The sequence below is a fragment of the Bacillus methanolicus genome (assembly GCF_028888695.1).
Lineage (GTDB): Bacteria > Bacillota > Bacilli > Bacillales > Cytobacillaceae > Bacillus_Z > Bacillus_Z methanolicus_B.
This window is the reverse complement of sequence record NZ_PNFF01000001.1, coordinates 763,273-776,210: the sequence shown is the minus strand read 5'-3', so window position 1 is coordinate 776,210 and position 12,938 is coordinate 763,273. Positions and strand designations below refer to the sequence as shown.

At 39.9% G+C, this 12,938-nt stretch carries 14 protein-coding genes; all 14 read right to left on the bottom strand.

Features of this window, described 5'->3' with window-relative positions:
* Positions 1–44: 44 nt before the first annotated feature.
* The gene (locus tag C0966_RS03980) at positions 45–542 is read right to left on the bottom strand and encodes a chemotaxis protein CheD (RefSeq protein ID WP_274853912.1); all 498 of its coding nucleotides are present in this window, start codon (positions 540–542) and stop codon (positions 45–47) included.
* Positions 535–1,176, bottom strand: coding sequence for a chemotaxis protein CheC (locus C0966_RS03975; RefSeq protein ID WP_274853911.1), 642 nt, complete (start codon positions 1,174–1,176; stop codon positions 535–537). The genes C0966_RS03980 and C0966_RS03975 overlap by 8 nt, the downstream gene beginning before the upstream one ends.
* A 3-nt stretch (positions 1,177–1,179) precedes the next feature.
* Complete coding sequence (locus C0966_RS03970) at positions 1,180–1,650, bottom strand: chemotaxis protein CheW (RefSeq protein ID WP_274853910.1); 471 nt, start codon at positions 1,648–1,650, stop codon at positions 1,180–1,182.
* A gap of 68 nt (positions 1,651–1,718) precedes the next feature.
* Positions 1,719–3,788 (bottom strand): chemotaxis protein CheA, encoded by a 2,070-nt coding sequence (locus C0966_RS03965; RefSeq protein ID WP_274853909.1) that lies wholly within the window; start codon positions 3,786–3,788, stop codon positions 1,719–1,721.
* 19 nt (positions 3,789–3,807) lie between these two features.
* A complete protein-coding gene (locus C0966_RS03960; protein ID WP_274853908.1) occupies positions 3,808–4,908 on the bottom strand; it encodes a protein-glutamate methylesterase/protein-glutamine glutaminase in 1,101 nt (366 codons plus the stop codon).
* A 9-nt stretch (positions 4,909–4,917) separates the two neighbouring features.
* Positions 4,918–5,784, bottom strand: a complete 867-nt coding sequence (locus C0966_RS03955; RefSeq protein WP_274853907.1) for a MinD/ParA family protein — start codon at positions 5,782–5,784, stop codon at positions 4,918–4,920.
* Entirely contained in the window at positions 5,768–6,961 is a 1,194-nt protein-coding gene (flhF, locus tag C0966_RS03950) for a flagellar biosynthesis protein FlhF (protein ID WP_274853906.1), read from the bottom strand. The genes C0966_RS03955 and flhF overlap by 17 nt, the downstream gene beginning before the upstream one ends.
* The gene (gene flhA / locus C0966_RS03945; RefSeq protein WP_274853905.1) at positions 6,958–8,994 is read right to left on the bottom strand and encodes a flagellar biosynthesis protein FlhA; all 2,037 of its coding nucleotides are present in this window, start codon (positions 8,992–8,994) and stop codon (positions 6,958–6,960) included. Before flhA ends, flhF begins: the two co-directional genes overlap by 4 nt.
* Before the next feature lie 64 nt (positions 8,995–9,058).
* Positions 9,059–10,141: a flagellar biosynthesis protein FlhB gene (flhB, locus tag C0966_RS03940; protein WP_274853904.1), complete on the bottom strand. Its 1,083-nt coding sequence runs from the start codon at positions 10,139–10,141 to the stop codon at positions 9,059–9,061.
* Positions 10,142–10,918 (bottom strand): flagellar biosynthetic protein FliR, encoded by a 777-nt coding sequence (fliR, locus tag C0966_RS03935; protein ID WP_274853903.1) that lies wholly within the window; start codon positions 10,916–10,918, stop codon positions 10,142–10,144.
* A 4-nt stretch (positions 10,919–10,922) separates the two neighbouring features.
* Positions 10,923–11,192: a flagellar biosynthesis protein FliQ gene (fliQ, locus tag C0966_RS03930; RefSeq protein WP_274853902.1), complete on the bottom strand. Its 270-nt coding sequence runs from the start codon at positions 11,190–11,192 to the stop codon at positions 10,923–10,925.
* A gap of 14 nt (positions 11,193–11,206) precedes the next feature.
* A complete protein-coding gene (gene fliP / locus C0966_RS03925; protein WP_274853901.1) occupies positions 11,207–11,872 on the bottom strand; it encodes a flagellar type III secretion system pore protein FliP in 666 nt (221 codons plus the stop codon).
* Positions 11,869–12,531: a flagellar biosynthetic protein FliO gene (locus C0966_RS03920; RefSeq protein WP_274853900.1), complete on the bottom strand. Its 663-nt coding sequence runs from the start codon at positions 12,529–12,531 to the stop codon at positions 11,869–11,871. The genes fliP and C0966_RS03920 overlap by 4 nt, the downstream gene beginning before the upstream one ends.
* A gap of 24 nt (positions 12,532–12,555) precedes the next feature.
* A complete protein-coding gene (locus C0966_RS03915) occupies positions 12,556–12,918 on the bottom strand; it encodes a response regulator (protein WP_274853899.1) in 363 nt (120 codons plus the stop codon).
* Positions 12,919–12,938 lie beyond the last annotated feature (20 nt).

Sequence of the window (12,938 nt, the reverse complement as noted above, 5' to 3'; positions counted from 1 at the left end):
ACTTTGTACTGATTGGGTCTGACCCTTTACTTATGAGTCAGCCCCTAGATCGTGCTGGTTCCTTTGTTTACCGTACGGATCGTTAATTCACAAGTTTTCGGATTAAATTCGATCGTTCTACCGTTGTTACCTCCAACATCTTCTGCAACAATAACTATTTTTAATGCAGCAAGCTCTCTTTTAACAGCTTCTACATTTCTCGGTCCGATTCTCATCATATCGTTTGCAGCAGCAAATTGAAACATTTGGGCACCGCCGGCTATTTTTGCTTTTAACGCCATTTGACGGGCACCGCCCTTTACTAATAACGATACTAGTTCTTTTATTGCCGTATCAGCATATTTAGCTCTGTTAATTGTTCCTGCCTTTGCAAGTGAAGAATCAGGAAGCATAACATGGGCTAATCCGGCAATCTCTTTTACCTGATCGTAAATGACTACCCCTACACAAGAGCCAAGTCCGGAAGTCCTGATTAAACCGGGAGCACGTACAATCTTCATGTCAGCAATACCTACTTTCACAACTTGCAAACTATCAATCATCCTCTGCAACCCCTAAAGATTTGAAAATTGTACGAAAGGAGTCAGGGTCAGGCAAAAGGAAAAAATGGCCTTTCACGCCGTCTGAAGATTGCATGTCATCTTCATTTAACGCCGTTTCTACAACAATTGCATAATCACTAACTTGTGACAATTCTATTAATCCGTAGCTAATGATCGCTCCTACCATATCGATGCTAAGGGCGGGCACAGAAGGATACAGACACAGATTTGTAAAGTCTGACAATGATGACAAATAAGAACCGGACAATATGTTGCCAAGCTCTTGAAGTGCCGATAAAGCCAATTCATTGTATGGAGGGTTCTCAAATGTGAAATCCGAATCGCCAATCATTCGCTGAATAAAGGCGTCTGCTTGTTTTAATGAAAGGATAAAAAACATGCTCCCAGGAGCATCTCCTTCAATTCTTAAAAAAACACCGGCTACTACATTTTCTGCGCCGCCGGCCATTTCCATCATTTCATCAAACGAAACAATCCGAACGTTCGGCACGTTCATTTCTATTTTTTTATTTAATAAGGTAGACAATGCCGTTGCCGCATTGCCGGCGCCGATATTGCCAATCTCTTTTAAAATATCAAGGTGCAAACTTGTAAAATTTTCGATGAATAACATAGCCTATCCTTCATTCCCAACAGATACAAGAATTTTATCTGAACTCAAAACCGTGCCGAGATCTAACAAAATTAATAACCTTTTATCAATATTTACGACGCCCCTAATATAATCCGCATCTATTGCACCGACCACTTCAGGAGGGGGTTCTATTGAATTTGCCGGAATATCTATTACATCATTTGCACTATCTACGATCAGCCCTACTTCTATATCTTCAATTAACACAATAATTACACGTGTGTTGTCATTATAACTTGCTTCAGGAAAGTCAAATCTCTTCCGAAGATCAATAATAGGTGTAACGACCCCTCGCAAATTAATGACGCCCTTCACGAAAGGTGAAGTGCCGGGAACTCTCGTTATATGTTGAACCTTTTCAATCGACTGGACTTGGCTGACAGGGATTGCATATTCTTTTTCCATCAATTGAAAAACGATGACTTTCATCTCATCAGTTTTGGCTGCCGTCATGTTGAATCACTCCCCTCGAAATCTATCATTTTTTTCAGCAAGAATATGAAAAAGATCCTCACTATTCCTTACTTAATAAGGGCATTGCAATCAACGATCAGAGCGACTTGACCGTCACCAAGAATCGTTGCACCGGAAATCGCAAAAACATTTGTTAAGTAATTTCCGAGTGATTTTAAAACAATTTCTTGCTGCCCAATAAATGAATCGACAACAAGACCGGCCATTTTATCTCCTTTTCGAACAATGACAACAGAATGGAATTCATCATCATTATCTTCTTCATCCCATGCAGGAACTTCAAAAATATCCTTTAAAAATAAAAGCGGTACAACCCTTCCTCTGAAATCGATCACTTTCTGATTATGGGCATTGAATATTTCTTCTCTTTTCACGATCGCTGTTTCGATAATTGAAGATAATGGGATCGCATATTTTTCTTTTTTGATTTCGACAAGCATGACAGAAATGATTGAAAGAGTTAATGGCAATTGAATGGAAAAGATGGATCCTTCTCCTTCTTTCGAATCAATTGAAACAGAGCCTCCGAGTGATTCGATCGTGTTTTTCACAACATCTAATCCGACTCCGCGGCCCGAAATATCAGAAATTTTCTCGGCCGTTGAAAAACCGGAAGCAAAAATCAGCTCGTACACCTGTTTATCTGTTAACACGGCGGCCGTTTGTTCATTAATAATTCCTTTGCTGATAGCTTTATTAAGAATTTTTTCTTTGCTTATTCCGGCCCCGTCATCTTCAATTTCGATAAATACGTGATTACCGCTGTGGTAAGCTCTCAGGACAATCGTTCCCACTTCATTTTTTCCGTTCGCTTTTCGTACTTCAGGAGTTTCTATGCCGTGATCAATCGCATTACGCAACAAGTGTACAAGCGGATCCCCAATTTCATCGATAACCGTTCTGTCCAGTTCGGTTTCCGCCCCAATAATTTCTAATTCTATTTTTTTATTTAGATCTCTGGCAAGCTGGCGCACCATCCGCGGAAAACGGTTAAAGACATTTTCTACCGGAACCATTCGCATATTTAAGATTATATTTTGCAAATCACCGGAAATTCGGGACATTCTTTCAACCGTTTCATGTAGCTCCTGATGTTTTAATTCACGTGAAATTTGCTCCAGTCTTCCCCGGTCGATAACCAATTCCTCAAACAAGTTCATCAAAATATCGAGTCTTTCGATATTAACGCGAATCGTCTTGCTGCTTGTTGGAGACTGTTTAGCAGCTGTTTTCTTGCTAAGAGCCGCCTCGTTTGATTGAGAATTCTTTGTACTTGGACTGCTTTCTGAGTCTGTTTGATCAGACCGGCTGTTATCAGGAGCTTCAAACTCTTCTTCCGTTGTGCGAAAATCTTCAAATGAGAGAGGAACAGCTTTTACTTTTTCTACTTCGGAAACTTTCATGATTTTCTTTTCAATATCTTCCCGCTGTTCCTTTGTAATAAAAGTTACTGTAAATTCATGATCAAATTGCTCTTCTTCCAGCTGCTCGACTGAAGGGACGGCTTTAATGACTTCCCCCATTTTTTCAAGAACTTCAAAAATCATATAGACACGGGCCGCTTTTAACAGACAGTCTTCTCGTAAAGCCACTGTAATTTCATAAGCTTCAAAGCCTTGTTCTTTTGACTGCTTCAGCACCGTCAACTCAAATTCGTCGTATGAGCCAATTGTTGCGGCAGGCGTCTCAATAGCAGCAGCGGCAACTTCTTCATTTGATTTTTGTTGTATGGGTTTTTCTCCTTTTTCGATCAGTTTTAATTTATGTACAACGTCGCTGACATCCCGTTTGCCGTCTCCGCCTTCTGCAATGGATTGAACCATCGCTTCCAAATCGTCAACGGCAAGGAAAATGACATCTAAAATTTCAGGTGTAACAGAAATTCTATGATTTCGGATCGCGTCTAAGACATTTTCCATTTGATGGGTCAGACTGGCAAGGTCCTCATACCCCATTGTCGCCGACATCCCTTTCAATGTATGCGCAGACCGAAATATTTCATTTACAATAGAAATGTCCTGAGGGTTTTTTTCAAGCTCTAATAACTTCTCATTACAAGCTTGCAAATGCTCTTTGCTTTCTTCAATAAAAACCTCTAAATACTGGTTCATTTCCATGCGCCTTCACTCCCCGGCATTAAACGTATTTCATAATTGTTTCAGCAATTTTCTCAACATTTTGGACTTCATCTACCAATCTTGTAGCAATCGCCGATTTAGGCATTCCAAACACGATGGATGTTTCTTGTGACTCCGCAATTGCTTTCACTACTCCGTTGCTTTTTAAATGAATAAGCCCTTCGGCCCCGTCAGATCCCATTCCTGTCATAATAACCGCGATCTTTAAATAGTCTTTTATTTTGCTCACAGACTCAAACATGACATCGACAGAAGGACGATGGCCGTTGTAAGGGGGAGACTTGTCAAGTTGAACAGCAAGGCTTGTCCCGACTTGTTTTACCTTAAGGTGATAGCCGCCGGGTGCTATATACGCTGTTCCCTTTTTTAGCAATTCGCCATCTTCAGCTTCTTTGACGTGAATTTGAGATAAAGAATTCAACCTGTCCGCCAAAGATTTTGTAAAACCCGGCGGCATATGTTGAACGACTAAAATTGGCGCCTGAAATTCTCGAGGCAGCTGTATCAGAACATGCTGCAATGCTCTCGGGCCGCCGGTTGAAGCTCCAATACAAATAAGCTTTTTTTTCTGATAATTCCATTTACCAATGGAAACTTTCGAATGTTTTATCGGGTTCTGTAGTTCAATTTTACTATAATTTTGAGTTGCTGGAATAGTGTTTTTTCCAATTAATGAAGCTTTTTCCACTTGCTTCATATTCGCCTTACTTGCTAATATCACTTTGCGAACTAATTCATCTTTGACCTTATGCAAATCAAGAGAGATCGTTCCGGATGGCTTTTGAACGAAATCAATCGCCCCATATTGCATTGCCAGCACTGTATTTTCCGCACCTTCCCGTGTCGTGCTTGATAGCATGATAATGGGAACGGGATTTTCCTGCATAATCATTTTTAACGCTTCGAGCCCGTTCAATTTCGGCATTTCAATATCCAATGTAACTACATCCGGCTTCAATTCCTTTACTTTCTTAACGGCATCTTCTCCGTGCCGGGCAATTCCAATGACACTGATCCTTGGATTTTCAGATAGAAAATCATGAATAAGTTTTCTCATGAATGCTGAATCATCTACAACAAGCACCTTAATTTTCTCCATACCTGCTCCCTACCTTTCAAAGAGAAATTTCTTTAACTTTGAAACAAAATGAAATTTGACCGCCGGTGTTTTTTCATATGACTTCGGTTGCACATAGCGATCGGCAATTTCTATTAATGACCGGGAAACAGGAGATTTTTCATTTAAATTCACAAAAGGAATTTGCCTTCTGACAGCCTTTTGCACCATCAAATCATCAGGGAGAATGCCCAAGGAAATCAAGCGGCGCCCTAAAAATTGATTGACAACCTTTGACAATCTTTGAATCGTTTCGGCTCCTTCCTTTATTGATCGGGCCTTATTTACGACAACATATAACGGGATCCTTGAATCGAGTAAATGTACATATTTCATCATCGCATACGCATCCGTGATTGCAGTCGGCTCAGGTGTCGTAATAACAAACACTTCATCAACGGACAGCAGAAAAGGCAATAAATCTTCTCTAATGCCGGCTCCCATATCAAAAATCAAATACTCATAATCCTCAAAGCTCATTTCTAAATCTTCAAAAAACTGGTCCAATTCTGCTTCTCCAAGTTTCACGAACGAAGCGAGACCCGAACCGCCGGCAATATAATGGATTCCGTTAGGTCCTGTCATAATGATTTTTTCAAGCGGTATTTCTTTTTCGAAGTAATCAATGATTGTTAAGTCAGGGGCGCTTCCCATTAAAATATCCAGATTTCCCATTCCGATATCCATATCAATTAACAAAACTTTTGCGCCCCGTTTTGACAATGCAATGGCAAAGTTTAAAGAAAAATTTGACTTTCCGACTCCTCCTTTGCCGCTGACAACAGCGATTGCCTTTTTATCGGTTTTTTTTTCATCCATCCCAAGTCTTAATCTTAATCCTTCAGCTTGATCGTTCATCTGTTTCAACCCCAAATAATAAATTCGTTATCACCGAAGGGTTGGCAACCAGTATATCGTCGGGAACATTTTGGCCGTTCGTCAAATAAGCCGCGCCAATCCGGTATTTATCGATTACGTTCAGCATCGCACCATAGCTTGAAGTTTCGTCCGCTTTTGTAAAAATCAATTTATCTATGCTAATAAGTGAAAACTGTTCAATAATTTCTTCCATATCTTTTTGTTTCGAAGTTAAGGAAAGAACAAGATATGTTTCCATATCCCTGTCAAAATCAATTGTTTTTTTTAAGTCATTTACATAATCCGGATTTCGGAAATTTCTGCCTGCTGTATCAATAAAGACAATATCATAATCAGCAAATTGATTGGCTGCTTTCTGAAAATCTTCCATGTTGTAGCATACTTCCAACGGAACATTTAATAATTGTGCATATGTTTTTAACTGATCGATCGCAGCAATCCGATAAGTATCTGTTGTAATAAATGCTGCCTTTTTTTTATGCGTCAGCACACAATCGGCGGCAATCTTTGCTAAAGTTGTCGTTTTACCAACCCCTGTTGGACCAACCACATTAACATATTGTTTCGCAAAATGAACACCGCCAAATGTGAGATTGGCGATACGATTACATATATAACTCTTAAGCCATGATAAAACTTCATCTATTGAAGCGCGGGCACCTGTTAAATACCACTTTTCAATTAACTCTTCGAGAACAGCTGCCTGAATTTGTTTATTAATCTCTTGTTTTTCCATCAGCAGACTTGCTTCATGCAGCGGACCAGGAAGCGGAATTCCACTTTCATTAAAAGTGGAATGACCTTTTTTCAACAGCGCTTTTATTTCAGAAATTTCCTTTATCAATTCACTTGTGCGAAGATTATGAAAAGTAGACTCTAATTTATTTTCAGGATATATGTCTTGCTGTTTTTCAAATTGATATTCCTTCTCTTTCGGAATGTTTTTTGTTTTTTGTTTCACGATCGGTATTGCTTCGTCTTTTGGAATCGGATCGACCGCCGCGATTACTTCGATATTTTTCTTTTTAAAAAAACCTAAAAATCCGCCTGTATGAACAACCTTCGAATTAAGAATGACAGCATCGTTGCCAAGTTCAGCCCTTATTAATTTCATCGCTTCAGTCATAGTAGAAGCGACATATTTCTTTACCTTCAATCTACGTTCACCACCCCGACACTTTGTACTTCTACGTTTGCTTCCAGTTCGTTATAAGATAATATCGGTATTTGCGGAAAATATCTTTCGGTTAACTGGCGGACATACATTCTTACTGCCGGGGAACATAATACAACCGGAGTCTGATCCATAAGCGACACTTGTTCGATTTGGGAAGCTATTGACTCCAGTATTTGTTGAGAAATAGTAGGATCAAGAGATAAATAATTGCCGTGCTCCGTTTGCTGTACCCCTTCAGCAATCAGTTTTTCAACTTTTCCGGAAAGCGTGATTACTTTTAATGTTTTCTCCTGCCCCGTATATTGGTTCGTGATTTGTCTGGCAAGCGCCTGGCGAACATATTCAGTTAGAAGATCTGTATCCGTTGTGGCCTTTCCAAAGTCTGCCAGCGTTTCGAAAATAACCGGCAAATTTCGAATCGATACATTTTCTTTTAGAAGTTTCGCAAGTACTTTCTGTACTTCACCGACAGAAAGAGGGTTTGGCGTTACTTCTTCGACAAGGATTGGATAGCTTTCTTTTAAATGGTCGATCAATTGTTTCGTTTCTTGTCTTCCTAACAATTCATAGGCATTCGCTTTAATGACTTCGGTAATATGTGTAGAAACGACTGAAGGCGGGTCAACGACTGTATATCCCAAAATTTCTGCCTTTTCCTTCATTTCTTCCGTAATCCACTTGGCCGGAAGCCCGAATGAAGGTTCAATCGTATCGATTCCCTCGATTGAATCATCATCTACTCCTGGGCTCATCGCCAAATAATGATCGAGAAGCAGTTCACCTCTGGCCATTTCATTTCCTTTTATTTTTAACCGATATTCGTTCGGCTGAAGCTGAATATTATCGCGGATGCGGACAACCGGGATGACTAACCCTAATTCAATCGCCAGCTGCCGGCGGATCATGACAATCCGATCCAAAAGATCCCCGCCTTGATTTGTGTCAGCCAATGGAATAAGCCCATATCCAAATTCGAATTCAATCGGATCAATACTTAATAAATTAACAACACTTTCAGGGCTTTTCATTTCATCGGTTTCAATTTCCTCTTCAAGTTCTTGCAAATGTTCTTTGTCCGGCTCCGGAATCCGTGAGAACATCTTTCCTCCTAAAAACAGCAAACCGGCAATTGGAAGAGTCAATAAATCCGAAATTGGTGTAAATAATCCAAGGAAGAATATTGTACCACCTGTAATATAGAGCATTTTCGGATAAGCAAGAAGCTGAGAAGTAATATCTGTCCCAAGATTCCCTTCTGATGCCGCCCTCGTTACGACAATACCGGTTGCGGTTGAAATCAGTAATGCAGGAATTTGACTGACAAGACCATCCCCTACTGTCAGTAAAGAATAGTGGGAGGCTGCATCGCTGATGGACATATCTTTTTGCAGCATTCCAATAACAATTCCAAAAATTAAGTTGATGAAAACAATAATGATCCCTGCTATTGCATCACCTTTAACGAATTTGCTGGCACCATCCATCGCTCCGTAAAAATCAGCTTCCCTGCCGACTTTTTCCCTGCGCTGCCGGGCTTCTTGCTCTGAGATCATACCTGCATTTAAATCTGCATCGATGCTCATTTGTTTCCCCGGCATTGCATCAAGGGTGAAGCGTGCTGCGACCTCTGAAACGCGTTCAGAGCCCTTAGTAATAACGATAAACTGAATAATGACCAAAATAAGGAAAACAACAAGACCGACAACTAAGTTGCCCCCGATGACAAACGTACCAAAAGTTTCAACAACCCCTCCGGCTTCTCCATTCGACAAGATCGCCCTGGTCGTTGACACATTCAGTCCGAGTCGAAATAGCGTTAATATCAGCAATAATGACGGAAAAACGGAAAACTGGAGCGGTTCCCTCATATTCATTGAGGTTAGCAATACAATCAGCGCTAAAGAAATGTTGATAATAATTAAAATGCTTAGCAGCCATGTTGGAAAAGGAATTATTAGCATTGCTACAATTAAGATCACACCTAGCAATACTGGAAGATCTCTTGCTGACATACCGTTTCTCTCCTAACTCGCTCCAAATTAAAATAAAACAGTGTTTAAACACAATAAAATTCATTCAAATCTTATTTTTTGTCCGGTAAACGAACGCAAGAATTTCCGCTACCGCTTTAAAAAATTGTTCCGGAATTGTCTCACCGATATCCGTCTGATCGTATAGCGCCCTTGCCAGTGGACGGTTTTCCACTGTGATGACATCATTTTCTTTCGCAATATACTTGATCTTTTGAGCAACATAATCTACGCCTTTTGCGACGACATACGGAGCATCCATTTTTTGTTCATCATACTTTAAAGCAACCGCAAAATGGGTAGGGTTTGTTATGACCACATCGGCTTTCGGCACTTCCTGCATCATTCTTCGCATAGCCATTTCCCGCTGTCTTTGCTTTATTTTTGATTTGATGAGAGGATCCCCTTCAATATTTTTGAATTCATCTTTTATGTCCTGTTTTGACATTCTGATGCTTTTTTCAAAATCGTACTTTTGATATAGATAATCGAGAATCGCCAGAAAGAGCAGGGCACCTGATGCAAACAGCCCCATCTGCACCGTTAAACTTGCGATCGCAGCAAGAGCAGCGCCTACAGATTTATGAGAAAGGAGAAGAATTTCATCAATCCGCTTCCAAAGCACCGTAAACGTAACAATTCCGACAAAACTGATTTTTAAAACGGATTTCAATAGCTCAACGAGTGCCCTTAAAGAAAAAATGCGTTTAAAACCTTGGATCGGATTGATCTTCTCAAGTTTCATTTGAATGGCTTCTGACGAAAATAAAAATCCGATCTGAAAATAATTAGCCGCCACACCGGCAACAAGTGCAACAAGCATGATCGGACCTAAAATAAAAGTGAGTTCCTTCAAGATTTCAAGCAAAATCGATTTGAGATTATTTTCCGTCATTTCAACAAGCAAATAATCCTGGAAAGAATGCCTGAATACACCTAAAATATGATCCAACAACAACTCGCCTGCAAACATGAAAAATAAAAATACTGCCAGCAAATGAACGGCCGTATTCACATCCTGACTTTTTGCCACCTGCCCTTTTTTTCGCGCATCTTGGCGTTTCTTTGGAGTTGCTTTCTCCGTTTTTTCTCCGGCAAAAAACTGCAAGTCTAATGTAAGAAACTTCATTTATAGCCCTCCAATAAGGTCCATCAAACCGCGCATCGTGCTAAGCATTGTCTCAAACAATTGTGAGACTGCCAGCATCATCACACCCATTACAGCAATCAAAACAATAAAGCTGACACCAATTTTCAAAGGGAGGCCGACAATAAATACGTTTAACTGCGGAACCGTTCTTGCCACGATCCCAAGGGCTACATCGACAAGAAGAAGACAACCAACAACGGGAACAGACATTTGAAAAGCAATGACAAAGACGGAACTAAATGATTTCAATATATAATTTAAAAAATTTTCATTGCCGAAAGGGATCCATGCTTGATCAATAGGGATAAATTTGTAGCTGTAAAAAATCCCGTCAATCAATAAATGATGTCCATTAGCCGTCAATAAAAACAGCAATGCAACCGAGTACAAATATTGCCCCATCAAAGGGCTTTGCGCACCTGTCTGCGGGTCAATGACATTGGCAATGGCGACGCCCATTTGAAAATCAATAAATCCTCCGGCTATTTGGATTGCAGACATAATCATATAGGCGACAAAGCCAATCAAAAGCCCGACTAATGCTTCCTTAATAATCAAGAGGAGAAACTCTCCATTGATTTCAAAAGCGGGTGCATCGATTGTAAAAAACATAATCCAGGCAAGAAAAAAGCCAAGGCCGATCTTTATCCTCGCAGGTATTGTCCTGTAAGAAAAGAACGGCATCATAAGAAAAAAAGAAGTTACCCTTACAAAAATAAGCAAAAACATCGGAAATTTCGGGAGCAAATCCAGCATAGAATCATCCTATAAATCTCGTTAAATTCGAAAAAATTTCATTTGCATATGACAGCATATGGCTCAGCATCCATGGTCCGAAGAAGACGACACCGAGCAACACGGCAATAATTTTCGGAATAAATGCCAGCGTTTGTTCCTGAATTTGTGTAGTTGCTTGGAAAATGCTTACAATCAAACCTACAACTAATGCAAGAAGCAATAATGGCCCGCTTATCATCAATACTGTGTAGATGCCCTGTTCGGCAATCGAAATGACAGCTTCAGAAGTCATAACATTCACCCGCTTTAATAGCTTTGTAAAAGAGATTTAACTACTAAATACCAACCGTCTACCATAATAAATAGTAATATTTTGAATGGGAGCGAAATCATTACAGGCGGAAGCATCATCATTCCCATCGACATCAAGACACTTGACACAACCATATCGATCACTAAAAAAGGAATAAAAATCATAAAACCAATCTGAAAAGCCGTCTTTATTTCAGAAATTGCAAAAGCCGGAACGAGTGTAGTCAATGGTATATCCTGTACAGACTTCGGACGCTCTGCCTTTGAATAGTCCAAAAAAAGGGCAAGATCTTTCTGTCTTGTATGGGCGCTCATAAACTCTTTAAAAGGTACACTGGCCCGATCGTAAGCCTCTTCCAACGTAATTTCATTATTAAACAGTGGAGTCAGCGCTTCATCGTTTACTTCCTGGAAAGTAGGAGCCATCACAAAAAATGTCAAGAACAGAGACAATCCAATAAGCACTTGAGTTGGCGGCATTTGCTGTGTAGCAAGCGCCGTTCTGACAAAGGAAAGAACGATGACAATTCTTGTAAAGCAAGTCATCAATATAAGAATGCTGGGAGCTAAAGAGAGAACCGTCAAAAGCAATAGAAGTTTAACAGAAACAGAAACGTTTTCCGGGGAGCTGTTGCTAAAAAATTGAATAAATTCGTTCATCGTTCGTCTTTCCCTTTCTGTTCCATACCTTCAAAAAATTTTTTCCTTTCGTTTTTCAATTCATCTAATTGCTTCTTTAGAAGCATTTTGAATTGACTGTTATCCTCTTTAGCAGCATATATTTTCCTTGTTCTCTGAATGACCTTTGTCACAATATCGCTTGGTTGAACAAGCTGTTCCATTTTGTCGTTGTATTCTGTGATGATTTGACGAAACTCATCAGGATCGTCAATTTCTTTTAACAGCTGGATGTTTTCACCTACGCCGACAACTAAAAGCCGGTTTCCCACCTTAACCATTTGGATCGACCGGTTTCCTCCGAGATTCGTCCCCCCTATGTTTTCAACCAATTGATTACTCCTGTATACCATCGATTTTTTATTGATCAGCTTGAGAATAAAATAAAGAAGCGCCACTACAAAAAGTGTTGCAAAAATCATTCTGAAGAAATCCCAAACATTCAGTCCTACATTTTCTCCGCCTGGTTTTGCTTGTTCTTTTTGTTTTTCCCGAATGGAATCATCTTCACAGTTATCGGGATTTTCAATGCAATCTTTCACACTGTTATTTACCTGCTCTGCGAAAGCCCAGCTTTGTGAGCCAAGCAAAGCAAGTAAAACGAGAAGCGCCACTTTTCCTATGAATATTAGTTTTTGCAATGCGCTGCACCTCAAATCGCAGTCTTATCCTAAAGTCTTAGAAATTGCTTCTAACACACGATCAGCCTGAAATGGCTTTACAATAAAATCTTTCGCTCCTGCTTGAATCGCATCAATGACCATTGCTTGCTGTCCCATGGCCGAACACATGATAACTTTGGCATTCGGATCAATTTTCTTAATCTCTTTCAGTGCGGTAATCCCATCCATTTCCGGCATCGTAATATCCATCGTTACCAATTCAGGCTGAAGTTCTTTATATTTTTCGACTGCTTGGATGCCGTCTGCAGCTTCACCGACAACCTCATACCCATTCTTTGTTAAAATGTCTTTTATCATCATTCGCATGAATGCAGCATCATCTACAATTAAAATTCTGTGTGCCATAACCATTTTACCCCCATCTG

Coding starts and splice junctions, on each gene's coding strand:
- fliR (WP_274853903.1), bottom strand. CDS start 10,918: ATGCTGGATTTGCTCCCGAAATTTCCGATGTTTTTGCTTATTTTTGTA.
- fliQ (WP_274853902.1), bottom strand. CDS start 11,192: ATGACTTCTGAAGCTGTCATTTCGATTGCCGAACAGGGCATCTACACA.
- C0966_RS03980 (WP_274853912.1), bottom strand. CDS start 542: ATGATTGATAGTTTGCAAGTTGTGAAAGTAGGTATTGCTGACATGAAG.
- C0966_RS03970 (WP_274853910.1), bottom strand. CDS start 1,650: ATGACGGCAGCCAAAACTGATGAGATGAAAGTCATCGTTTTTCAATTG.
- flhB (WP_274853904.1), bottom strand. CDS start 10,141: ATGAAGTTTCTTACATTAGACTTGCAGTTTTTTGCCGGAGAAAAAACG.
- C0966_RS03915 (WP_274853899.1), bottom strand. CDS start 12,918: ATGGCACACAGAATTTTAATTGTAGATGATGCTGCATTCATGCGAATG.
- flhA (WP_274853905.1), bottom strand. CDS start 8,994: ATGTCAGCAAGAGATCTTCCAGTATTGCTAGGTGTGATCTTAATTGTA.
- C0966_RS03955 (WP_274853907.1), bottom strand. CDS start 5,784: ATGAACGATCAAGCTGAAGGATTAAGATTAAGACTTGGGATGGATGAA.
- fliP (WP_274853901.1), bottom strand. CDS start 11,872: ATGAACGAATTTATTCAATTTTTTAGCAACAGCTCCCCGGAAAACGTT.
- C0966_RS03975 (WP_274853911.1), bottom strand. CDS start 1,176: ATGTTATTCATCGAAAATTTTACAAGTTTGCACCTTGATATTTTAAAA.
- C0966_RS03960 (WP_274853908.1), bottom strand. CDS start 4,908: ATGGAGAAAATTAAGGTGCTTGTTGTAGATGATTCAGCATTCATGAGA.
- C0966_RS03965 (WP_274853909.1), bottom strand. CDS start 3,788: ATGGAAATGAACCAGTATTTAGAGGTTTTTATTGAAGAAAGCAAAGAG.